The sequence below is a fragment of the Mycobacterium sp. SMC-17 genome, assembly GCF_045310915.1.
In the GTDB taxonomy this organism is placed as follows: Bacteria; Actinomycetota; Actinomycetes; order Mycobacteriales; family Mycobacteriaceae; genus Mycobacterium.
The window spans coordinates 127,522-149,755 of the sequence record NZ_JBJIAK010000008.1 but is presented as its reverse complement, the minus strand read 5'-3'; the positions used below and the strand labels follow the sequence as shown (position 1 = coordinate 149,755).

Here is a 22,234-nt window from a genome sequence, read left to right as displayed (position 1 = left end):
CGGCACCGACACGGCCTGAACATCTCCGCCCACCTCAGCCCCGTCCCCGAATTCCCACCACCCCAGGGGACTTAGCCTGTTGGGCGCCGACCATGCAGACGATCCTCATCAAGCGTTGCCCCAACGCTGCCTTCGCGTCCTATCTGTACGTGCTGGCGTTTCAAGTCGGGATCTTCTCCGGCGCCTGGGCGGGGTCGCAGCTCGTGGCCTCAGATGCGGCAGCATCGCTGACGGTGCTCGCGCTCATCGGTGTCGGGTGCGCGTCACCGGTGGCGCTGTTGGCCCGACGGTGGTTGTGATCGGGAGAACCCAATCCGGTCAGCGACATGGGGACTCCAAGCCGGAACACCCGCCGATGGGGCCTGAATCACGATGACCCAGGACCAACCGGAACAAGCGTCACGTGACGCTCATGTCGCAACCGCCTCGCGGTCGAAATCGGGGGCGCGGCCGGCGATCCGGGGACGTCTGGGCGTCCGGCGCTTCCCGGTCCGCCAGGCGGGCCATGAGGCCTCAGTGGCGGCCCCTGCGGGACGACGCTGGGGGAGACGGGGTTCGGGCCGGCACGAGTGACCGGAGCCCGCTAGACCGCCTTCGCGGCGATGGCGACCAGAGCGTCGACCACCTCCGGCAGCGGGCGGGTCGTGTCGATCTCGTGGGTGGCCGACTGCCGCAGCAGCGGTTCGATCTCTGCGATGTCGGCCAGGATCCGGGCGCGCTCGTCGGCACTCTTGCCGTACGGATTGTTGGTCCGGCGTCGCAGCCGATCCAACACGACATCGGTTGGGGCGGTGAGGAGTACGACCGCATCGAACCGGCCGTAGAAGCGCCACTGGTTGGCCACGGTGCCCTGCACGAACAAGGGCCCGTCGCGCGGTTGCTGCAGCAGCTCGTCGATGAGAGGTTCGCGCCAGAGCGGCTCGCCGTCGACGACGTCGATCCACTCCCCGTCGTCGGTATCGACTGTGGCGTAACCCCGTTCGGCGAGGCCGGCCAGCGTCGTCGACTTGCCGACTCCGGACATGCCGGTCACGAGAACCGTGGCGTGGCCACTCATACCGACCGATTCAACCAGCCCGCGCACCGAAATGCGGTGGCGTGCATGACGAAAACCCTGAGGGCAGCAGGGCTAGGCGCCGGCCTGGCCGGCCTGCTCGACCGACATCTCGTGAGCCAGCAGCTCGGCGAACGTGAAAGTGCCTGTGGGACGGTCGTTCTTACCCAGCAGGTACAGCCGCTTCACGGCGGCCAGGATGCCTTCGGCGATGGAGTCGCGGTGGCCGGGGGAGGTGAGCAGCTCCCGGTCGTGCGGGTTGCTCACGTAGCCGATGTCGACCTGCACCGTGGGCATCCGGGTGAGCCGCAGCAGGTCCCAGGTGCGGCCGTGGGTGCGGCAGTCACGTAAACCGCTGCGCGCCACGACTTCCCGCTGTATGAAGTCGGCGAGGTTGCGGCCGATGGTGGACACCGAACCGTGCGAGTTGCCGAAGTAGAACGAGGCGACGCCGTTGGCTGCCGGGCTGGGCAGGCTGGCGCACCGCAGGCTGATCATCAGATCGGCACCGACCGCGTTGGCCGTTGCGGCCCGCTCGGCGTCGGCCGGGCTGCCGCTGACAGGGCGCGACAGGAACGTGTCCATGCCGATGGCCGTCATGCGGCCTTCCAGCCGGCTGGCGAGGTCCCACAGGACGTCGGCTTCACTGACCGGGCCGGACGGGCTGGTCATGATGAGCCCGCGGTCGTCGCCGCCGCGGCCCGGATCGATGATGATCCGCTTTCCGGTCAGACGGGGGCCACTGCGCCGGACGAGTTCCTCTTCGCGGATGGCGTGCGGCGAACCGCCGGTGACCCGCGAACCCAGGAAGTACAGCGAGCGCAACGTCTCCGGACCGCAGATGCCGTCGGGGAACATGCCGTACTCGCGCTGGTACGACATCAGGCCGTTGTGGGTCTGCAAGCCGAAATGACCATCGACGAGACCGGTGTAGAAGCCGAGATCCTGCAGCCGGGCCTGCAGGGTGGCGACGTCGTCGCCGTACATCGGGGCACCGAACTGGTGCGAGAGCGTGCGCGCCCCCAGGCGGTACGAGGCCTCTTTCAGCGCGCGGTACGTCGCTTCGCCGACCATGCCGTCGACGAGCAGGCCACGCTGCTGCTGGAAGGCACGCACGGCCTGGTCGAGTTCCTCGTCGAAGAGGTCGAGCGCGACGTGCTTGCCGGTGGTGAGATCCGCGTCGGGACTGTCCAGCAGCCCCAGGGCGGCCAGTGCGGCCCGAATCTCGGTGACCGAACCTCCCCGGTCACCGCGACGCAGTATCGACATTCCTGGCCTTTCAATCACGGACGCCAGGCGGGCGGACAGCTGCGCACTGGCGGGACGCCTGGACCCATTGTCGCAGACGCTCCTCAGGATTCCGCAACTTCACAGGCAGCAGCGGTGCGCCCCGCCGAAACCGGCGGGTGCGCAGCCGCTGATGGGATCAGAGTTCGTCGGCGATTTCGCGCAGCAGGGCGGCCTTGCCCTTGGCGCCGACGATGCGCTTCACCGGCTCGCCGTCCTTGAACAGGATCAGGGTCGGGATCGAGACGACGTTGAAGCTACGGGCGGTCTCGGGGTTGGCGTCGACGTCGAGCTTGGCGATCGTCAGCTCCCCGGCCTTCTCGCCGGCCAGTTCCTCGAGCACCGGGGCGATCATCTTGCACGGTCCGCACCAGGTCGCCCAGAAGTCGACCAGCACCGGGGTGCCGCTCTTGATGACGTCGCTGTCGAACGAACCGTCGGTGACGGTCAGCGTTGCGCTGCCCTCGCTCATGTACTGCTCCTCTCGGGTGAACTCTGTGGGGGAAGGACGATCAGCCGTGGTGCTCGGCGAGCCAGCGCTCGGCGTCGATGGCCGCCGCGCAGCCGCTGCCGGCCGCGGTGATGGCCTGCCGGTAGGTGTGGTCGACCAGATCGCCCGCGGCGAACACGCCGTCCAGCGACGTGCTGGTGGTGCGGCCCTTGACCTGAACGTAGCCCTCGTCGTCGAGGTCGACGAGGCCGCGCACCAGCTCCGACCGCGGGTCGTGGCCGATAGCGACGAACACGCCGGTGACCGGGAGCTTGCTCTCCTCGCCGGTGACGGTGTTGCGCAGCAGCAGCCCGCTGACCTTCGAATCACCTTCCACCGCAACAACTTCGGTGTTGGTGACGAAGGTGATCTTCTCGTTGGCCTGCGCGCGCTCCAGCATGATCCGCGAGGCGCGGAACTCGTCGCGGCGGTGAATCAGCGTCACCGAGCGGGCGAAGCGCGTCAGGAACGTCGCCTCCTCCATGGCGGAGTCGCCGCCGCCGATGACGGCGATGTCCTGATCGCGGAAGAAGAAACCGTCACAGGTGGCGCACGTGCTGACACCCTGGCCGATCAGCTCCTGCTCGCCCGGCACGCCGAGGTGGCGGGCGGCGGCGCCCATCGCGAGGATGACGGCGCGGGCCTGATGGGTCTCGCCGTCGACCGTGACGGTCTTGACGGGTCCGTCGAGGGACACCGCCTCGACGTCCTCCATGCGCAGGTCGGCGCCGAACCGCAGCGCCTGCTCGCGCATCTCCTCCATGAGCTCGGGGCCGGTGATGCCCTCCTTGAAGCCCGGGTAGTTCTCCACCTCAGTGGTGGTCATCAACGCACCACCGAACTGGACACCTTCGAAAACCAGCGGCTTGAGCTGGGCGCGGGCCGTGTACACCGCAGCGGTGTAGCCGGCCGGCCCGGAGCCGATGATGATCACGTCGTGCACGGTGTCTTGGGTGGTCATGGCCGCCTTTCATCTGGCTCTGGTCAGGCTCATACCTGGTCGGCCTGCTGCCAGAGTCGGTACGCCTATAACACCAGGGTAAGTGCCGGTGTTCCCGGCCGTTTGGCGGGCTCCGGGGCGGTCAGCGGCGCGATTGCGCCGGCGGGCCCGGAGCGTCGGGAATGACGGCGTCGGCGGCCAGGCCGGCGTCGCTCGAATTGCAGCCCGGAGACACCACCAGGGCCATCAGAGCGCCGTCGTCGGCTTTCGGGAGCAGCAGGAGCACTTGGGCACGGTCGTGCATCGTCAGGGTGGCCGCGCCGAGGACCGCGGTGGTGGGCGAGTAGCCGAGCCCCGTCAGGCAGGACCGCAGGCGATCCGGTGCGGCGAGCGCGCCCAACTCGGGTGGCCGGCTCCGCAGGTCCAGGATCTGCCGGTCCGGCCACGGCATCCCGGCCTGGCGCTGCACCGTCAGTGACGCCGCCCTGGGACCGGCGGAGACGCGGGCCGGCTCGTCGGGTCCGCCGAACACCACGACGGCGCCGATGCCGACGGCGAGCAGCCCAGCGACGGCCGCGGCGACGACGGCGGGACGTGCCGTGCGCGCGCCGTGGCCGGCGGGCCGACCGGGGACGACGGTGTGGCGCGGCTTCGAGCCGGGGTCGCGCAGGGCCGAGCCGATGCGGGCGGTCGCGTCTGCGGGCAGGTCGGTGGCGGTGGGGTCGTCCGCCAGGTCGTGGACGTCGCGCCGGACCTGTTCGAGTGCGGCGTACCGACGGGCGAGCGCCGGATCGTCGCGGATGCGGCGGCGCAGTCGGGCCGCGGTGGCGTCGTCGAGCAGTCCGGCCTGCAGGTCGGCCAGGAGCTCGAGGGAGACGGACTGATCGGCCTGTTCGTCGTCCACCTGCCGAAGCCTAATCCGGTCGCCGCAGAGACCCGCGGTACACCGTCGCCGGTGATCGGGGCGAAAACGTCACGTGACCGGCACCCGTCAGTCGGCGAGGTGGGCGAGCGACTGCGCGAGTTTCGCGCGCGCCCGCGAGCAGCGGCTCTTCACGGTGCCCTCCGCGATACCCAGCATCGCCGCGGTCTCGGCGACCGAGTAGCCCTGCATGTCGACGGCGACCACGGCCGCCCGCTGTTCGACCGGCAGCCGCAGCAGCGCCCGTTCGATGACGATGGTGGTCTCGATCCGGTGCGCGGGGTCCGCGGTTCGGCAGGTGGCGTCGCTGAGCTCTTCGGCACGGTGAAACTTGTTGTGCCGCAACCGGTCCAGGCACGAGTTCACGACAATGCGGCACAGCCAGCTGCGCACCGAACTGTCGTGCCGGAACCGCGGCGCGTGCCGGTGGGCCTTGAACAGCGCGTCCTGCAGGGCGTCCAGCGCATCCTGCGGGTCGTGGCTCGTCAGGCGGGCGAGCCGGTACAGCTGGTGCCGGTGTCGGTAGAACAGTTCCTCGAACGCGTACCGCTCACCGGCGATGTGCGCCGCGAGCAACTCTGCGTCTGATGCGTCCGACTGTGGCGCCCCGAAACTCCCCACTTCCGAACCATAAATCGGGTCCGGGAACGCACCCGACGCGAATTGACCGGAACCGTCCCGACCTGCACAGATGGCCCGTGGACCCTGTGGATAACTTACGCGGCAGCCTTCACGACCACGTTGGAGATGTCGGTCTTGCTCTTGCCGTCGACGGTCCCCAGCGTGGAGATCCAGATCAGCAGATGCTGCGTCGGCTGCGCGTTGCTGATCGTGATCGTGTTGGAGCCGGTCTTCATGGTCGCCGGTTGCGTCAGCACGGTCGTGGCGTCCAGTGAGGACGGGTTGGCGGTTTGCGCCGACCGGATCTGGATCGCGGTGCCGGTGCTGGTCAGGTTCAGGCTGACCGACGCGACCGTGGTCGCCTGGGGCAGGTTCAGCATGAGGCCGACGCCGCTCTTGAACCCGGGGAACGGCGTGGGATCGGTGTAGACGTCCGTCGACCATGCGTCACCGGGCGCGCCGGTGATGGCCTTGCCGGCGGTTTCGGGGGAGTCCGCGCCGCCGCCGGGCGAAAAGACCGTCACACCAACGGGTTTCACCACATTGCCGGGGGTCGGGGCACCGCTCGTGGTGGGGCGCTGGCTGTTGAGGCCGAGCTGCTGCTTGTCCAGGCCGCCGCCGACGTCGCCGAAGATGCCCTTGAGCACCGACGCCAGCACCAGCAGTGCCACGAGCAGGATGGCTCCACCGACACCCACCCCGATGAGCAGTGCCTTGCGCCGCTTGGCGGCCGCTTCGAGTTCCGCCGCGTCCTCGGACTCGGGGCCCTGCGAGCTGTCGACGGGCTCGAGCAGCTCGGTGGTGTCGGCGACGGTGGTGGCCTGCTGGAGCAGATTCAACAGCGTTGGGGCCGAACGGATTCCGCCACCCTCCTGCACGGCCCGGGCGGCCGCGGCGGAGATCTGGAAGGGGATGGTCCCGTCGACCGCGCGGGGCTCGATGGGCTGGCCCGCGCTGTTCTGTGTCGCGGGCAGCATGCCGCTGAGCGCGCCGGCCTCGGGCAGCGGCCACCGGTTGATCAGCAGCGCGTACAGCGTGGCGCCGATGCCGCGGATGTCGTCCTCGGGTGTGGCCGACGGCAGCGTGCCGGGGAAGGCGAGCACCACGTCGCCCTCGATGCTGACCCGGATCCGGCCGGGATGATCGATCGACAACGCGACGCCGGCCCGGTGTGCGGATTCGGCCGTCGACGCCAGGGACTGGATGGCGCGGGCCCCGCCCATCGGCGACGGATCCGTCGCGGCCACCTCGGCGAGCGAACCGCCGCGGATCCATTCGCTGACCACCAGGCCACCGTGGCCGAGTCGGGTGACGTCCAGGATCCGGGCCAGCCCCGGCCCCTCGATGTGGCTCAGTTTGCTTGTCCGGGTGAGGATTTCCTGGACCATCGATTGCGGGAGCGCGCCGTCGTGGTCGACGAACGTCAGCGCGACCTGGCGGTCGAGCGCGATGTCGAGCGCGTGCCAGAATTGCAGATCCGGGGGACCGCCGTGGAAGACGAGCAGGCGGTAGCGACCGTCGGCGACGACGGCGCCGGCCCGCAGGGCGACATCGTCGCTGCCGCCGCCTGACGTATCCGAGATGGGGGCGGATCCCTGGTCCGCGGGTGCGTCGGTCACCGCAAATCCTTTCCGAAGCCCGCCCGTGGTACCAGTGCCCCGGTTTGCCCCGCCAGTGGCGGACGCGCCGGGCCGCGGTGGTACCGGTGATGAAATGCCGTGTCCAGGGTACGGGACCGAGGTCCGCCGGGAGTCCGGTACAGCCGAGCTGACCTGGACTGCGGGGGTCGGTGTCGGGGCGCCGCGGCCCAGCCGGCGTTTCACGAAAGCCACTGCGGCCAGGGCGTCGGGCACCTTGGCTGCTACCAGCACCGTCACGATCACCGGGAGCATGATCACGCCGAGCAGAACCAGGCGCAGCAACGATCCGGCGGCGCCGCCGTGCTCGGTGAGCCGGTCGAATCCCAGCAGTTTGTCGGCGAGATAAGCGAGCAGGCCCGATCCCAGGGAGGCGCAGACGGTCACCAGGATGGTCCGGATCACCGGCAGCTCGATCATCCGGCCGCGCGGCGGCCGCAGTGCCGACCGCAGCAACACGTAGCCCACGGTCGCACCGGCCAGGAAGCCCAGGCCGTTGGCCAGGCCCAGGTAGCCGGCCACGAGCTCCCGATCGTCGGTCAGGTGCGGCGCGATCAGCGAGCCGACGATCTTCACCACGGTGATCACGACGATCAGGACGATCGGGATCCAGGGTTGCTCGCGGGCATAGAACACCCGAAGTTCCAGCAACAGCATGGAATACGGGATCAGGGTGAACGCCGACAGCGTGATGGCCATGCCGAGATAACCCGCGTCGGTGGCACCGAAGTTGCCGTACGCGAACAGGGCGCTGCCGATGGCGGGGCCGCCGACGGTCATGAAGGCGACGATCGGGATCAGCGTCACCATGGTCAGCCGGGTGGCGAGCGAGAAGTCGGCGAGTACCGCAGGGTTGTCGTTCGCGGCGGCGTTGCGCGACAGCCGGGGCATCACCACGGTCAGTACCGTCACGCCGATCATGCCGAACGGCAACTGCAGCAGCAGCCAGGCGTAGTTGTAGATCGCCGGGCCGGATGCGGCTGCGTGGCTGGCGATCTCGTTGCCGACGATCAGCCCGATCTGGCTGATCAGGACGTACAGCATCATCGCGATGGCCATGGTGCCGAACTTCTTGAGCCGGTCGTCGATACCCCACAGCGGCCGCAGGTCGACGCGATGCTGGCGCAGGGAGTACAGCAGGATCCCGGCCTGGGCCACGACGCCGAGCGTGGTGCCGATGCCGAGCACGAGCAGCTTGGCGTTGCCCATCTCGACGGGGTCGATCGAGAGTTCGCCCGGGACAAGCACATACACGCACAGCGTGATGATCGCGACCACGTTGTTGAGCACCGGCGCCCACGCCGGCGGCCCGAACACGTTGCGGTTGTTCAGGATTGCCATGTAGACCGAGGTCAACCCGTAGAAGATGATCTGCGGCAGCAGCAGATACGCGAAGGCGGTGGTGAGCGGCTCGTTGACCTGTGGGTCGCTGCCCAGCATCAGCCGCACCAGCAGCGGTGCCGCCGCGACCGACAGCACCGTCGTCAGCAGCAGCAGCGCGGTGGCGAGCGTGACCAGCCGCCGCACGAACGCGGCGCCCCCGTCGGCGTCGTCGCGTTCGGCGCGGGCCAGCACCGGCACGAAGATCGCGGTGAAGGTCGCCTCCAGCACCAGGGCGGCCACCATGTTCGGCAGCTGGTTGGCGACGGTGAACGAACTGGACAGGGCCGCACCGAGGATCGCGGCGAGCAGCACGATGCGCAGGAACCCGGTGATGCGGCTGACCAGCGTGGCGAAGGCCATGCCCCAGGACCGGGAGACGACGGCGGCGTCGGACAGCTCGGCCCGCCGGGGCGGTGGGGCGGCGGCAGTGTTGGCCGCGGCGTTCGGGCGGGGTGGCGCGCCCAGCGGCCGTTGATTCGCTCGGCGAGCCTCGCTCATGAGTCCTCCGGGGCGTGGGCGATGGCGGTGTCGAGCGGATCGGGCCGGATGGGCCGGCTATGGTGCGGCCGGTCCAGGTCGGCGCGGTCGGGCTGCCCGCGGAACCGGTGCCACAGCCGCCGGCCGGCCAGCAGGAACAGCACGGCGCCGGCGGACAGGGTGATGAAGAACAGCACCTTGCCGTAGGCGTTGGAATGCACCGACAGCCGGACCGGTTCGCCGAGCGTCAGCCCGTTGACCGTGCGCAAGGAGACGTCGACCGCGACGCGCTGGGTGAAATGCACCTCGATCGGTACCCGCAGCGGCAGGTAGCCCGGCGGCAGTTCGATCTCACCCATGTCGGTGACGGTCATGCCCGGTGGCGCGTCGATGACCAGCCGCACGCGGATCGGCACGGGCAGGTCGTTGCGCAGGGCCAGGGGGAGGGGACTGCGTTCGGTCGCCAGCGTGTACGAGCCGCCGGGGTTGACGACGGTGACGCCGTGGAACAGGTCGTCCATCGTGCGCTGCGTGGTGCTGACGCGCTCCTGGGCCATGGCTTCGCGGACGGTCGGCGGCACCGACTGCGTCAGCGCCCGCAGCATGTCCTCCCGCAGCGGCGCCGTGTACTGGTCGCCCGTCAGACCCGTCTGGGTGTTGACGGTCAGCGCGGCGGTCAGGCCCCAGATTCGTTCCATGGTGGTCGAGATCTGGCTGGTGATGCCGTCGCCGTAGCGGGCCTTGGGGTTGCCGGTGCCGTTGTCCGGCGGGGTGGCCGTCTGCGTCGGCGGCAGCTCTTGTGCTTCGGCGATCACCGCGGGCATCGGGCGGGCGACGGCGAGGCCGGAGTGGATCGCCGTGGCGACCGACGTCAGGATCGCCTGGGCGTCGTCGGGCGTCACGTCCCACGCCAGCGGCGGCATCAGGATCTGGTTTCGCGGTTGGGCGTCGGGTTGCAGCCCACGCCACAGCACCGAGGCGATGGCGTCCTGGCGCCGTGCCACCTGCGAGTCGTGGTTGAGCGGTACCCGCAGTGAGGTGTCCAGGTATCCCGGCGAGATCGGGGTCCGGCCCGCGCCGGCCAGGGCCGCGGCGACGCACGGGTCGAACGGCGCCACGGTCACTTTGTCGCTGTAGCGGCGGGGCGCGGTGTCGGCGGGATTCGCGGCGTCGTCGGCGGTGATGGGCGCCGCGGCGATCGCGACGGTCGGATCGGGCTGCGCCGACAGCAGCCGCACCGCCGGGCCGGTGAGCGGGCCGTCGCCGACGACCGTCGCGCCGCGCAGGGACTGGATGCCGAGCAGCTGGTTGACGATGGGCCCGGCATCGGTGGTGGCGGTGGTGTTCAGGGCGGCGTCGCCGACGCGCTGCAGCGCGCGTAGGTCGGCCTGGGCGTACACCGTTGGGGTGACGCACACCCGTTGGGCGAGCTGCCGCAGCCGGTTGAGCCATTCGGTCGCGGCCTGCTGGCCGGTGCCCGGGTGGGTGGGTGAGTTGAGGCCGGCCTCCGGGTCGTCGGTCACGACGTAGCCGCCGCTCATCGCGTTGACGGTGATCAGCAGGTCGGGGTCGACGGCCAGGCACATCGCGCCGCGCATGAGGCCGCCGGGATCCACCTGGTCGTTGGTGGCGAAGTCCGCCGCGGCGAGCAGGGTGTCGAGGCGGCCGCCGTTGGCCAGGGAGGCGGCGAGGTCGTCGTCGGCGAGGCGGGCCGGTTCGGTGCGTCCGGGGACGCCGGCCGCCAGGTGCGGACGGTCGGCGAGCGGCCAGAGCAGAGTCAGTGCGACGGGATGTGCGGTGTCGGGTGGCACGACGGCGTCGATCGGCTGCTGGCCGGTGCCACTACCGCTGCCCGCAGCGGGCGGAGTGGCGGGTACGCCGAGCACCGGCAGCAGGAAGCGGGCGTCGTCGAGCCGGGCGGCCGACCCGTAGTCGGGTGTCCCGTTGACGTTGACGAGCAGCGGATACACACCCGGACGGTCGATGCCGAGGGCGGGATGGTCGGCCGAGCGCACCGGGTACGCGAGCCGGAACGGCACGCTCTGCCCGCGCGCGAGATCCTGCGACACCGTGGTGAAGTCGCCGACGGCGGAGAAGTCTGTCGGCTCCCCGGACAGCGTCGTCCGCAGCCCGGATGACGACGTCACCGCTGCCGCGTGCTCGAGGCGCACCATGACGTCGTGCACCGGGCGGTCACCGACATTGGTGACGGTGCCGCTGACCGTCACCACCGGCTCGCTCGTGGTGGTGACCACGTCGGGGGTGACGTGGTCGATGCGCAGTTGCAGGAACGTCGTCCCGCCCGGTTCGCCTGCCGACGAATGCGGCGTGATCGGGGCGGTGAGCAACAGCAACAGGGCGGTGACTGCCAGGACGCGCAGGAGAACTGTCGAGGCCGCCAACCTGACCTTCACGACCCGGGTCCGCAGCCGTTCGCGCGGCGGCCGGGTTGGGTATGGGCGGAGTCGTCGGTGCGATGGTTCCGCGTGCGGGAATGGGTCTGTGGGCGGCGGCGCGGCGCGGTGCGCGGCAGCGGCGGCAGGGCGCCCGGTCCATCGGTGTGCAGTTTGTCGATCAGTTCGCCGGCCACCTCGGCGAGCTTGCGCTCGTCGGCGTAGGCCAGGCGGGACGGCAGTTCCCGAAGCGGCACCCACGCCACTTCGGTGACCTCGACGTCGTCGTCGGAGAGTTCACCGCCCAGGAATCGCATCAGGTAATGGTGCACTGTCTTGTGCACGCGCCGGCCCTCGGTCACGAACCAGTAGTCGATGCTGCCGAGCGCGGCCAGCACGCTGCCCTGCAGTCCGGTCTCCTCGGCGACCTCACGGATGGCGGTCTGTTCGGCCGTCTCGCCGAGTTCGATGTGCCCCTTGGGCAGTGACCACAGCATGCGGCCGCGGCGGTCGATGCGGCCGATGAGTGCCGCCTTCTGGGTGTCTTTGGGGCCGTCGAGGCCGTCGATCACCAGCCCGCCGGCCGATGTCTCGTGGACGGTGCGCAGCCGGTCGTTGTTCGACTTGCGGGCGGCGGGAGTGGCGGGAGCCGCAGCCGGGGCGGCTTGTGCGGTGCCGTTGCGGGGCGCAGCGGCCGAATCGGTGTCGGTGCCCTGGGTGTTGTCGCTGGGCGGACCTGCCGAGCGTCGACCGCGACGTCGCCCGCGGCGTCGTCGTGGTTTGGCACGCTCGCCTTCCGACACCCAAGCGATAGTAGCTGCTCAGGTTGGGCGCTCTGTCCCCACTCGCCGGTCAGTGGCCCAGTTGTGACCGTGCCGCGATGGTCGGTACCAAACCGTGGGGTGGGCGCATTAGGCTCATCGGACGTGCCGAACGAAGCAAGTACCGATGCCGCGTTGCTGACCGCTGCCGCGGTCGCACTGAACAAGCATGCGGGTTTGCTCGTAGACCTCGGGCGCGTGTTCGCCGCGGCCGGTCACGACCTGTACCTGGTGGGCGGCAGTGTGCGCGACGCGCTGCTCGGCCGTGACCTGAACGACCTGGACTTCACCACCGACGCCCGTCCGGCCGAGTTGCAGAGGATGCTGCGCGGCTGGGCAGAAGCGTTGTGGGACACCGGGATCGAGTTCGGGACCATCGGGGCGGCCAAGTACGGGCAGCGCATCGAGATCACCACCTTCCGCGCCGACAGCTACGACCAGGTCTCCCGCAATCCCGAGGTGGTGTTCGGCGACCGGCTCGAGGACGACCTGGTGCGCCGGGACTTCACAGTGAACGCGATGGCTGTCCGGATCAACCCCGACCTGCCCGGCGGCATCGGTGAATTCCACGATCCGCTGGGCGGGCTCGCCGCGTTGGCGGACAAGGTGCTCGACACCCCGTCGGCGCCGCAGGTGTCCTTCGGTGACGATCCGCTGCGGATGTTGCGGGCCGCCCGCTTCGTCTCGCAGCTGGGGTTCTCGGTGGCGCCGCGCGTTCTGGAGGCCCTGATCGAGATGGCGCCGCAGCTGGGCCGGATCACCGCCGAGCGCGTGGCCGCGGAGCTCGACAAGCTGATGCTCGGCGCCGATCCGATGGCCGGCGTGGACCTGATGGTGCAGACCGGACTGGGCGATGTCGTGCTGCCCGAGGTCGGTGCCATGCGGATGGCGATCGACGAGCACCATCAGCACAAAGACGTCTACCACCACTCGCTGACGGTGCTGCGGCAGGCGATCGACCTCGAGGACGAGGGACCCGACCTGGTGCTGCGCTGGGCCGCGCTGCTGCACGACATCGGCAAGCCCGACACCCGGCGGCACGAGCCCGACGGTGGCGTCAGCTTCCACCACCACGAGGTGGTCGGCGCCAAGATGACGCGCAAGCGCATGCGCGCGCTGAAGTACTCCAAGCAGATGGTCGACGACGTCTCGCAGCTGGTGTACCTGCACCTGCGGTTCCACGGCTACGCCGACGACAAGGGCACCGGCAAGTGGACGGACTCGGCGGTGCGGCGGTACGTGACCGACGCGGGGCCGCTGCTGAGCCGGCTGCACAAGCTGGTGCGCGCGGACTGCACCACCCGCAACCGTCGCCGGGCGGCGCGGTTGCAGGCCAACTACGACGGTCTCGAGCGGCGCATCGAGGAGCTGGCCGCGAAGGAGGATCTGGCTCGGGTACGGCCGGACCTCGACGGCAACGAGATCATGACGCTGCTCGGCATCCCGGCCGGGCCGCAGGTCGGCGAGGCGTGGCGGTTCCTCAAGGAGCTCCGGCTGGACCGCGGCCCGCTGTCGCACGACGAGGCCGTCGCCGAATTGCAGAAATGGTGGAACGCCAGAGGCTGATCAGCCGTCCATTCAGGTATGGACTATTGCCTGAGTGACGGGGACGGGTCGGCGTCGTGGTGGCCGGGGGAGCCGGCGGTGGACGCCGACGGCGACGGCACGCTGGACGGTGTGCGGCTGGACGTGGACGGCGACGGATTGTTCGACGACGCGCTGGCCGACTTCGACGGGGACGGCCGGGCCGACCATGCCGTGATCGATGTCGACGGCGCGCGCAGGTCGTTCACCGACGACGGATCGGGCACCTGGGCGGTGGGGTCGGGGCTGCGGTGGTTCGGCCTGGACGGCACCGAGCAGAGCGGGGGAGCGGTCGTCGACTTCGACGGTGACGGTGCGGTCGACGACCGGCTGATCGACGCCGACGGCAACGGACTCGCGGACCGCGTGCTGGCCGGGCCGGTGGCGTACGCGGACACCGACGGCGACGGGCGGTGGGATGTGCAGCTGTCCGATACCGACGGCGATGGCGCGGCCGACTCGGCCGGCGCAATCCAGCGTTGACCCTGTCAGCGGCGCAGGGTCAACGGCGCGAACTCAGCCCCGGCCCGCTCCCGGCGGACCGGCGAAGGCCTGGGCGATGGTCAGCCACTTCTGGGCGTCGTCGCCGACGGCCTTGACGTCGAGTTCGCGGAGCGGCCGCCGCTGGGTGACCAGCAGGCAGAAGTCCTCGGCCGAGCCCGTGACCCGCTGCGCGGCGTCGTCCGGACCCCAGGTCCACACCGAGCCATCGGGCGCGGAAAGTTCCACGTGAAACACCTCGGCCGGCGGGGTCAGCTCGTGGAGCGTGAACGCGAAATCCCTTGTCCGAACGCCGATGTGCGCGATCGACTTGAGCCGGGCCGTCGGCTGACGCCGGACCCCGAGTGTGTCGGCGACGTCGGCGCCGTGCGCCCAGGTCTCCATCAGGCGTGCGCTCGCCATGGATGCGGCGCTCATCGGCGGGCCGAACCACGGCAGCTTGCGGCCGTCGGCGACACCTTCGAGCGCGTCGTGCAGCGTGTTCCGGGTCGCGCGCCACTGCGCCAGCATCTCCGCCGGCGGGGTCTGCGCGAGTTCTTCGGCCGCCACGTCGACGAAGCCGAGCGGGTTCTTCCACGCCTCGGTGAGCGTCGCGGCGAAGGCCTCCTCGTCGGTCACCGCCAGTACCGACACCTTGTCGGTCCACCACAGATGCGCGATCTGGTGGGCGATGGTCCAGCCCTCGGCCGGGGTCGCAGTGGCCCACTCGGCGGGTGGCAGGTCGGCGACCAGGCGGTCCAGGTCGTCACTTTCGGCACGCAGATCGGCGATGACACCGGCAGCAGCATTGGGGGCCATGGCAGCACCCTAGACGGTACCGCTGGTTCTGCTGCGCTTGCCCAGCGTCGCGTGCAGGGCCAAGCCCACGAGGTAGACGACGGCGCCGGCGGCCATCAGGGCCGAGGACTTGCCGTCGTCCGGGATCACCGCCGCCGATGCCGTGATCGCGACGATGAACGCCATCCAGAACAGCGCGTCCTGGACCGCGAACACGTGGCCGCGCAGGGCGTCGTCGACGTCGAGCTGCATCGCCGAGTCGGCGCACAACTTGACCACCTGCCCGGCCGTGCCCAGCACCAGACTGCAGGCGATCAGGACCGGTATCTGGAGGCCGACGCCGGCGAGTTGAACCACGGCCGCAATGGCGAGGGCGCCGTTGGCGGTCGCGTAGCGACCCCAGCGGCGCACCGCGGTCGGCATGACGATATTGCCCAGGAACGACCCGAGGCCCGCGGCAGCGACGAACACGACGGTCACCGCGAACCCGGCGACGTGTTCGCCGCCGCCGTGCCGGACGATCACCAGCACCATCAGGGTGTTGATGCCGAACACCATCCGGTGCGCCGCCAGACCGGTCAGGGTGGCGGTCACGGTCGGCACGTTCGCCACCGACCGCAGGCCGTAGACCCAGCCGGTGATGACGGCGTAGGCGACCGAGCCGTGGACCGCGCGGGCGCTGTCGTCAGGTCCCAGGAGGTGGCGGTGGAAGCGCACCGACAGCCACAGCGCCACCGCGACGGCCAGCGCCGCCAACCAGATCACCACGGCCGAGCTGGTGTCGCCCGCACCCAGCAGCCATCGGGGCAGCAGCATCACGTTGGCGCCGACGAACGCCGAGACGGCGCCGCACGCGGTCGCCACCGAGTTCATCGACACGACGTGTTCGGTGGGCACCACGTGCGGCAGTGCGGCCGACAGCCCGGACGAGACGAAGCGGGTGAAGCCGTTGACGATCAACGCGCCGAACAGGATCCACTGGTCGGTCGCGGCGTTGGCCAGCAGCGCGCCGACGCAGATCATCACCAGCAGCCGGCCGAGGTTGGCGGCGATGAGCACCTGCCGGCGGTCCCAGCGGTCGAGCAGCGCGCCGGCAAACGGACCCAGCAGCGAGTACGGCAGGTACAGCGCGGCGAAGGCGCCGGCGATGGCCAACGGGGTGGCCTGGCGTTCCGGACTGAACAGCAGGCCGCCCACCAGGCCGGCCTGGAAGAGTCCGTCACCGAATTGGCTGACCGCGCGCAGTTCCAGCAGCCGGCGGAAGTCCGGTAGGGCCTGCACCGCATGCAGGACGACGTGGTGGGGACGGCTGGCGGTCACTGGGATGTTCGTGTCCTGAATTTGGGAGTGCCGGGCGTGGTTGAAGCGACCCGCTCCACAGTACAAATATCCCGGCGGGCCGTGTGCGTTGGTCACGGCGACGGCTCTCAAGTGCCATGATGGAGGGCGTGGCGCAGTCAGAGGAACCGGAGGATTACCGCGATTTCGCTCCCGCCTCGCATGGGATTCGGGCGGGGACACTGCTGCTCGCCAACACCGACCTGTTGGAGCCGACGTTCCGGCGCAGCGTCATCTACATCGTCGAGCACAACTCCGGTGGCACGCTCGGCGTCGTCCTGAACCGGCCCAGCGAGACGGCCGTCTACAACGTGCTGCCGCAGTGGGCGAAGCTCGCGAAGAAGCCCAAGTCGATGTTCATCGGCGGTCCGGTGAAGCGCGATTCCGCGCTGTGCCTGGCGACCCTGAAGGTCGGCGTCGATGTGTCGTCGGTGCCCGGCCTGCGGCATGTGCAGGGCCGTATCGCGATGGTCGACCTGGACGCCGATCCCGACGAGATCGAAAGTGCCGTCGAGGGCGTCCGGATCTACGCCGGCTACTCGGGGTGGTCGGTCGGTCAGCTCGACGGTGAGATCGAGCGCGACGACTGGATCGTACTGTCGGCGTTGCCGTCGGACGTCCTCGTGGGACCGCGGGTGGATCTGTGGTCGCGGGTGCTACGACGTCAGCCGATGCCCATGGCGATGTTGGCGACGCACCCGATCGACGTGAGCCGGAACTAGCGGCGAATTCAGCTGCAGGACAGCGTGCAGCTGGCGCAGCTGCCGGCGCAGCCGTCACCGGCGGGCGCGTTGTCCCGGGCCATCATGGCGGCCCCGGCCTTGGCGCCCTGGTAGCAACCGGCCGCGAAGGTGCCGACGGCGCCGATGACGCACACCATCAGGACCATCACCCCGGTGCTGCGCGGCGCGACGAGCGCGACGACACCACCGGCGGCGAGCATCGCGGCCGTCGCGAGTTGGATCGGTGCCACCGAGCGCAGCACGCGCGGCACAGTGTCGGTCGAGGGGGGCCGGCTCAGCGACCAGGCGCCGACGCCCGCGGTCACCACGGCCGCGCACAGGCACAGCACGGCGGCGATCAGCATGCGTCTCAGGATAGGGGCGGCCGGGCGGCCGCTCCAAACCGGCGACCGGTCAGCGGCCCAGCCCGGGGATCGACGCGGTGAGCGGTACGGCTCCGGCGGTGTGCGCCGGGACGGCGGCCGGTGCGGGAACCATCGGCGCGGCCGGAGCCGGGACGGGTGCCGGTGCGACGGGCACGGCAGCGGGTGCGGGTGCCGCGGCGGGCGCACCCGGCGCGCTGACCTTGAACCCGTTGACGATGGCGTCGGTGGCATTGCCGGACGCGACGGTCACCTGCGCACTCGTGGTCACCGACAGCGTCACCAGGTAGCGGTCTGTGCCCGACGTCGCGATGACGTGCCGCCGCGAGGTGTTCAGCGTCAGGTTGTTCTCGCGGTAGGTGCCCTCGATGATCGACGACGGCATGCCATAGAAATCGGCCATCGAACCGTCGGTGGACCGCCACGCGACCTGCTGCTGGCTGTCGATGAAGCCGTGGCTGATGGCTTCGCGCGGGTCGAAGTCGCCGACCAGCTTGTAGACCTGCAGCGCGGCGTTCGAGGTGTAGAGGCCGTCGCCGCCGACGCGGTCGGCGATCACGGCGAACGCGTCGGGCACGTTCGGGTCGGGCACCGCGGCCCAGCCCGGCGGCACCGGCAGGACGATGTTCAGTGCGGTGAAGCCGGCGGCGGTCTGCCGCTGCATGGCGACGTTGTGGGCGCGGAAGAACTCGGCGATGGTGCCCGAGGCAGCCGGGGCGATGGCGGGTGCGGGCGCCGGCGCCGGGGCGACGACCGGCTGCGCCACTGCGGGCTGGGGAAGCGTGGCCGGCTGGGGAAGCGTCGCCGGCTGGGGTACGCCCGCGGGCTGACCTGCGGGGATGAACGCGGGTCCGGCCGGCTGGGCGGCAGCCACCGGCGCCGGGGCGGCCTGCACCGTGACCGTCTGGGTCACCGTCGCCGGTGCCGGGACGACGGGTTGGGGCGGCAGGGGATCGGCGGATGCGGTGTTGCCTGCGAAGCCGACGACGCCCGCCAGGCCCGCGGCGACACCTCCTGCCAGAAGCCGCCAGTGGCGGGCGTTCTCGAACATGTGGCGCCGGTCCTTCCGCTTCACTTCTGTCTCACGCGTTGCACTGGAGCCGACTGTAGGTAGGTGGGCGCAGTGCCCACCAGATCCGGCGCGCACCTGCAACCGTGCTCTGACCGCACTGCAACGGAACCGAGACCAACGCCTATCGGCTGGCGTGATGCAGGTCGCGCCGGGGGTGTTGACTACCCTGTGCACGTGAGCGATTCCCCGAATGCGCAGGCAGGCGTGCGTCCCGAGGCGGCCGTGGCCGTTGACGCCGACAGCCCGCAGCACCGTTACACGGCCGAACTGGCCGGCCGCATCGAGGCCGACTGGCAGCAGGTGTGGACGGACCGCGGCACCTTCAACGTGCCGAACCCCGTCGGCTCGCTCGCGCCCACCGACGGCTCGCCGGTGCCGGCCGACAAGATGTTCGTGCAGGACATGTTCCCGTACCCCTCGGGCGACGGCCTGCACGTCGGGCACCCGCTCGGCTACATCGCGACCGATGTATACGCCCGCTACTTCCGCATGACAGGCCGCAACGTCCTGCACGCCCTGGGCTTCGACGCCTTCGGTCTGCCCGCCGAGCAGTACGCGGTCCAGACGGGCACGCACCCGCGCACCCGGACCGAGGCCAACATCGTCAACTTCCGGCGGCAGCTGGGCCGGCTGGGACTGGGCCACGACTCGCGCCGCAGTTTCGCCACCACCGACACCGACTTCTACAAGTGGACGCAGTGGATCTTCCTGCAGATCTACAACGCCTGGTTCGACGTAGCGCAGCAGAAGGCCCGGCCCATCGCCGAACTGATCGCCGAATTCGATTCCGGGGCACGGACTCTCGACGACGGACGGGACTGGTCCGCGCTGACGGCCGCCGAACGGGCCGAGGTCGTCGACGCGCATCGCCTGGTCTACCGCTCAGACTCGATGGTCAACTGGTGCCCGGGTCTGGGCACCGTGCTGGCCAACGAGGAGGTCACCTCCGACGGCCGCAGCGAACGCGGCAACTTCCCGGTGTTCCGGAAGCGGTTGCGGCAGTGGATGATGCGCATCACCGCGTACTCCGACCGGCTGCTCGAGGACCTGGACGTGCTGGACTGGCCCGACAAGGTCAAGGCCATGCAGCGCAACTGGATCGGCCGGTCCGTCGGTGCCGAGGTGCTGTTCTCCGCCGGGGACGCCGACATCGAGGTCTTCACCACCCGCCCCGACACTCTGTTCGGAGCCACCTATCTGGTGCTGGCCCCCGAGCATGACCTGGTGGATTCGCTGCTGACCGGTTCGTGGCCCGCCGGCGTCGACGAGCGGTGGACCTACGGTGCGGCCACGCCGGCCGAGGCGGTCGCCGCCTACCGCGCCGCCATCGCCGCGAAGTCCGACCTGGAGCGCCAGGAGAACAAGACCAAGACCGGTGTCTTCACCGGCGCCTACGCCACCAATCCGGTGAACGGACAGCAGGTTCCGATCTTCATTGCCGACTACGTGCTGGCCGGCTACGGCACCGGCGCCATCATGGCGGTGCCCGGCCACGACCAGCGCGACTGGGAGTTCGCGACTGCGTTCGGTCTGCCCATCGTGGAAGTCATTGCCGGTGGCGATCTTTCGGAGTCCGCGTACACGGGCGACGGCGCAGTGGTCAATTCCGACTACCTCGACGGCCTCAACGTCGCCGACGCCAAGGCCGCCGTCACCGAGAAGCTGATCGCGGACGGCCGCGGCCAGGCCCGCGTCGAATTCAAGCTGCGCGATTGGCTTTTCGCACGCCAGCGGTACTGGGGCGAGCCGTTCCCGATCGTCTACGACGCCGACGGCCAGGCCCACCCGCTGCCGGATTCAGCGCTGCCCGTGGAACTTCCGGACGTGCCCGACTACTCGCCGGTGCTGTTCGACCCGGACAACGCCGACAGCGAGCCGTCGCCGCCGCTGAACAAGGCCACCGAGTGGGTGCACGTCGACCTCGATCTCGGTGACGGGCTCAAGTCCTACACCCGCGACACCAACGTCATGCCGCAGTGGGCCGGCAGCTCCTGGTACGAGCTGCGCTACGCCGACCCGCACAACCCGGAAGCGTTCTGCGCCAAGGAGAACGAGGCCTACTGGATGGGCCCGCGGCCCGAGATCCACGGCGCCGGCGATCCGGGTGGCGTCGACCTCTACGTCGGCGGCGTCGAGCATGCGGTGCTGCACCTGCTGTACTCGCGGTTCTGGCACAAGGTGCTGTTCGACCTCGGCCACGTGTCGTCGCGCGAGCCGTACCGCCGCCTGGTGAACCAGGGCTACATCCAGGCGTTCGCCTACACCGACGCCCGCGGTAGCTACGTGCCGGCGGCGGAAGTCGTTGAACGCGAAGGCAAGTTCTTCTGGACCGGCCCGGACGGCGAGATCGAGGTCAACCAGGAGTTCGGCAAGATCGGCAAGAGCCTGAAGAACTCCGTCTCGCCCGACGAGATCTGCGAGGAATACGGCGCCGACACCCTGCGCGTCTACGAGATGTCGATGGGCCCGCTGGAGGCGTCGCGGCCGTGGGCGACCAAGGACGTCGTCGGCGCGCACCGGTTCCTGCAGCGCGTGTGGCGCGTCGTCGTCGACGAAACCACGGGTGAGCCAAGGGTTTCCGACGATGCGGTGTCCGAGGAGACGCTCAAGCAGCTGCACAAGACCATCGCCGGCGTGAACGAGGACTACGCCGCGCTGCGCAACAACACCGCGGCCGCCAAGCTCATCGAGTACACCAACCACCTCACCAAGGAGGGCGTGACCGCGCGCGCCGCGGTCGAGCCGCTGGTGCTGATGGTCGCGCCGCTGGCGCCGCACCTGGCCGAGGAACTGTGGCGCCGTCTCGGCAGCGCGAAGTCGCTGGCGCACGGCCCGTTCCCGGTCGCCGACGAGCGCTACCTGGTCGACGACACCGTCGAGTACCCGGTCCAGGTCAACGGCAAGGTGCGCGGCAAGATCGTCGTCGCTGCCGATGCCGACAAGGCCACGCTGGAAGCCGCGGCCCTCGCCGACGAGAAGGTGCAGGCCTTCCTGGCCGGGGCCACACCCAAGAAGGTCATCGTCGTCCCCGGCCGACTGGTCAACATCGTCGCCTGACCTGGGATTTGTGCACGATTTTTCGCGCTGACCGCGGAAAATCGTGCACAAATCCCTCAGGAATCAGCGGGGGCGGATGATCACCTCGTGCTGGTGGGCGTCGTCGGGGGTCGCCACGACCTGGGCGATCACCTGGGCGACGGTCGAGGGCTTGAGGAAGCGCTCCGGCTTGTATTCGCCGCCTTCATAGGCCACCAGGTTCCACTGCATGTCGGTGTCGATCCGGCCGGGGTAGACCGTCGTCACCCGCAGTGCCGGTTCGTCGGCGCGAAGGGCATCGGCGAAGCCCCGCAGCGCGAACTTGCTGGCCGTGTACGACGCCAGCCCGGGGGACGGGCTGCGGCCGGCACCGGAGTTGACGAAGATCACCTGACCCCGGGCCGCCCGCAGGGCCGGCAGCAGCGGCAGGGTAAGCCCCACGGCGCCAAGCACATTGACTTCCATGGTGGCCCGCCACTCCTCGATGGAGGATTCGCCCACCCGGCCCGGGTATGCCACGCCGGCATTGTGGATCAGTACGTCGAGTTCCACGATCGGCTCGACCGTCGCCTCGACGCCCTCGTAGTCGGTGAGGTCCATGGGCCACGTCGTCGCGCCCAGTCGCTCGGCCACGGCGTCGAGTTCGGCCGTCGGCCGGCCGGCCAGGAACAGCGTGTGGGTCGGCGCGAGGGCTTCGGCGATGGCCATTCCGAGGCCCCGGGACGCGCCGGTGATCATTGCGGTCGGCATGGCGTGAGCCTACCGATCAGCGAATCCCCGGGCGGCGACGCACAAT

At 70.0% G+C, this 22,234-nt stretch carries 19 protein-coding genes; 5 read left to right on the top strand and 14 right to left on the bottom strand.

All coding sequences use genetic code 11. The annotated features are described in order from the left end of the window. The first annotated feature begins 92 nt into the window (after positions 1-92). Complete coding sequence (locus ACJH7A_RS08315) at positions 93-299, top strand: hypothetical protein (RefSeq protein ID WP_406801762.1); 207 nt, start codon at positions 93-95, stop codon at positions 297-299. Between the two features lie 284 nt (positions 300-583). Here the strand turns inward: ACJH7A_RS08315 and ACJH7A_RS08310 are convergent, their stop codons facing one another. The 9 genes from ACJH7A_RS08310 to ACJH7A_RS08270 all read right to left on the bottom strand — a co-directional run bounded on the left by ACJH7A_RS08310 (position 584) and on the right by ACJH7A_RS08270 (position 12,007). After that, positions 584-1,057, bottom strand: a complete 474-nt coding sequence (locus ACJH7A_RS08310; protein ID WP_406774430.1) for an AAA family ATPase — start codon at positions 1,055-1,057, stop codon at positions 584-586. 72 nt (positions 1,058-1,129) lie between these two features. Then, positions 1,130-2,323, bottom strand: coding sequence for an N-acetylmuramoyl-L-alanine amidase (locus tag ACJH7A_RS08305; RefSeq protein ID WP_212807799.1), 1,194 nt, complete (start codon positions 2,321-2,323; stop codon positions 1,130-1,132). Positions 2,324-2,480: 157 nt separating this feature from the next. Continuing rightward, entirely contained in the window at positions 2,481-2,813 is a 333-nt protein-coding gene (gene trxA, locus ACJH7A_RS08300) for a thioredoxin (RefSeq protein ID WP_020099879.1), read from the bottom strand. A 40-nt stretch (positions 2,814-2,853) separates the two neighbouring features. Next, on the bottom strand, positions 2,854-3,792 hold the full coding sequence (trxB, locus tag ACJH7A_RS08295) for a thioredoxin-disulfide reductase (protein ID WP_212807798.1): 939 nt from the start codon (positions 3,790-3,792) through the stop codon (positions 2,854-2,856). A gap of 121 nt (positions 3,793-3,913) precedes the next feature. Next, a complete protein-coding gene (locus tag ACJH7A_RS08290; protein WP_406774431.1) occupies positions 3,914-4,675 on the bottom strand; it encodes a hypothetical protein in 762 nt (253 codons plus the stop codon). Positions 4,676-4,762: 87 nt separating this feature from the next. Beyond that, positions 4,763-5,314, bottom strand: a complete 552-nt coding sequence (gene sigM, locus ACJH7A_RS08285; RefSeq protein WP_212807796.1) for an RNA polymerase sigma factor SigM — start codon at positions 5,312-5,314, stop codon at positions 4,763-4,765. Between the two features lie 95 nt (positions 5,315-5,409). Continuing rightward, complete coding sequence (gene murJ / locus ACJH7A_RS08280; RefSeq protein ID WP_406774432.1) at positions 5,410-8,832, bottom strand: murein biosynthesis integral membrane protein MurJ; 3,423 nt, start codon at positions 8,830-8,832, stop codon at positions 5,410-5,412. Further along, positions 8,829-11,225 (bottom strand): hypothetical protein, encoded by a 2,397-nt coding sequence (locus ACJH7A_RS08275; RefSeq protein ID WP_212807794.1) that lies wholly within the window; start codon positions 11,223-11,225, stop codon positions 8,829-8,831. The genes murJ and ACJH7A_RS08275 overlap by 4 nt, the downstream gene beginning before the upstream one ends. Continuing rightward, positions 11,222-12,007 carry an NUDIX hydrolase gene (locus tag ACJH7A_RS08270; RefSeq protein ID WP_212807793.1) on the bottom strand — a complete coding sequence of 262 codons (786 nt, stop codon included), beginning with the start codon at positions 12,005-12,007 and terminating at the stop codon, positions 11,222-11,224. Before ACJH7A_RS08270 ends, ACJH7A_RS08275 begins: the two co-directional genes overlap by 4 nt. A gap of 123 nt (positions 12,008-12,130) precedes the next feature. On the opposite strand from ACJH7A_RS08270, the gene ACJH7A_RS08265 reads away from it, so the two are divergent. Beyond that, a complete protein-coding gene (locus ACJH7A_RS08265; RefSeq protein WP_406801761.1) occupies positions 12,131-13,591 on the top strand; it encodes a CCA tRNA nucleotidyltransferase in 1,461 nt (486 codons plus the stop codon). 18 nt (positions 13,592-13,609) lie between these two features. Beyond that, positions 13,610-14,092: a pullulanase gene (locus ACJH7A_RS08260; protein WP_318985832.1), complete on the top strand. Its 483-nt coding sequence runs from the start codon at positions 13,610-13,612 to the stop codon at positions 14,090-14,092. Between the two features lie 33 nt (positions 14,093-14,125). Here ACJH7A_RS08260 and ACJH7A_RS08255 read toward each other — a convergent pair whose 3' ends face one another. Further along, entirely contained in the window at positions 14,126-14,908 is a 783-nt protein-coding gene (locus ACJH7A_RS08255) for a TIGR03084 family metal-binding protein (protein WP_406801760.1), read from the bottom strand. 9 nt (positions 14,909-14,917) lie between these two features. Then, the gene (locus tag ACJH7A_RS08250) at positions 14,918-16,207 is read right to left on the bottom strand and encodes an MFS transporter (RefSeq protein ID WP_406801759.1); all 1,290 of its coding nucleotides are present in this window, start codon (positions 16,205-16,207) and stop codon (positions 14,918-14,920) included. A 119-nt stretch (positions 16,208-16,326) separates the two neighbouring features. Here ACJH7A_RS08250 and ACJH7A_RS08245 point away from each other — a divergent pair, with 119 nt between their 5' ends. Further along, the gene (locus tag ACJH7A_RS08245; RefSeq protein WP_371824590.1) at positions 16,327-16,947 is read left to right on the top strand and encodes a YqgE/AlgH family protein; all 621 of its coding nucleotides are present in this window, start codon (positions 16,327-16,329) and stop codon (positions 16,945-16,947) included. 8 nt (positions 16,948-16,955) lie between these two features. Here ACJH7A_RS08245 and ACJH7A_RS08240 read toward each other — a convergent pair whose 3' ends face one another. Together ACJH7A_RS08240 and ACJH7A_RS08235 are read right to left on the bottom strand one after the other, a co-directional pair. Next, positions 16,956-17,312: a hypothetical protein gene (locus ACJH7A_RS08240; protein ID WP_212807785.1), complete on the bottom strand. Its 357-nt coding sequence runs from the start codon at positions 17,310-17,312 to the stop codon at positions 16,956-16,958. 49 nt (positions 17,313-17,361) lie between these two features. After that, complete coding sequence (locus ACJH7A_RS08235) at positions 17,362-18,381, bottom strand: LpqN/LpqT family lipoprotein (protein WP_212807784.1); 1,020 nt, start codon at positions 18,379-18,381, stop codon at positions 17,362-17,364. A 195-nt stretch (positions 18,382-18,576) separates the two neighbouring features. Between ACJH7A_RS08235 and leuS the strand changes: the two genes are divergently transcribed. Beyond that, positions 18,577-21,459, top strand: coding sequence for a leucine--tRNA ligase (leuS, locus tag ACJH7A_RS08230; RefSeq protein ID WP_406774433.1), 2,883 nt, complete (start codon positions 18,577-18,579; stop codon positions 21,457-21,459). Positions 21,460-21,522: 63 nt separating this feature from the next. Here leuS and ACJH7A_RS08225 read toward each other — a convergent pair whose 3' ends face one another. Next, positions 21,523-22,188 carry an SDR family oxidoreductase gene (locus ACJH7A_RS08225; protein WP_138251313.1) on the bottom strand — a complete coding sequence of 222 codons (666 nt, stop codon included), beginning with the start codon at positions 22,186-22,188 and terminating at the stop codon, positions 21,523-21,525. Positions 22,189-22,234: the final 46 nt, after the last annotated feature.

What these genes read in the sequence shown, in the direction of transcription:
- ACJH7A_RS08315 (WP_406801762.1), top strand. Translation starts at nt 93, where the DNA reads ATGCAGACGATCCTCATCAAGCGTTGCCCCAACGCTGCCTTCGCGTCC.
- ACJH7A_RS08310 (WP_406774430.1), bottom strand. Translation starts at nt 1,057, where the DNA reads ATGAGTGGCCACGCCACGGTTCTCGTGACCGGCATGTCCGGAGTCGGC.
- ACJH7A_RS08305 (WP_212807799.1), bottom strand. Translation starts at nt 2,323, where the DNA reads ATGTCGATACTGCGTCGCGGTGACCGGGGAGGTTCGGTCACCGAGATT.
- trxA (WP_020099879.1), bottom strand. Translation starts at nt 2,813, where the DNA reads ATGAGCGAGGGCAGCGCAACGCTGACCGTCACCGACGGTTCGTTCGAC.
- trxB (WP_212807798.1), bottom strand. Translation starts at nt 3,792, where the DNA reads ATGACCACCCAAGACACCGTGCACGACGTGATCATCATCGGCTCCGGG.
- murJ (WP_406774432.1), bottom strand. Translation starts at nt 8,832, where the DNA reads ATGAGCGAGGCTCGCCGAGCGAATCAACGGCCGCTGGGCGCGCCACCC.
- ACJH7A_RS08260 (WP_318985832.1), top strand. Translation starts at nt 13,610, where the DNA reads ATGGACTATTGCCTGAGTGACGGGGACGGGTCGGCGTCGTGGTGGCCG.
- ACJH7A_RS08255 (WP_406801760.1), bottom strand. Translation starts at nt 14,908, where the DNA reads ATGGCCCCCAATGCTGCTGCCGGTGTCATCGCCGATCTGCGTGCCGAA.
- ACJH7A_RS08245 (WP_371824590.1), top strand. Translation starts at nt 16,327, where the DNA reads ATGGAGGGCGTGGCGCAGTCAGAGGAACCGGAGGATTACCGCGATTTC.
- ACJH7A_RS08240 (WP_212807785.1), bottom strand. Translation starts at nt 17,312, where the DNA reads ATGCTGATCGCCGCCGTGCTGTGCCTGTGCGCGGCCGTGGTGACCGCG.
- ACJH7A_RS08235 (WP_212807784.1), bottom strand. Translation starts at nt 18,381, where the DNA reads ATGTTCGAGAACGCCCGCCACTGGCGGCTTCTGGCAGGAGGTGTCGCC.
- ACJH7A_RS08225 (WP_138251313.1), bottom strand. Translation starts at nt 22,188, where the DNA reads ATGCCGACCGCAATGATCACCGGCGCGTCCCGGGGCCTCGGAATGGCC.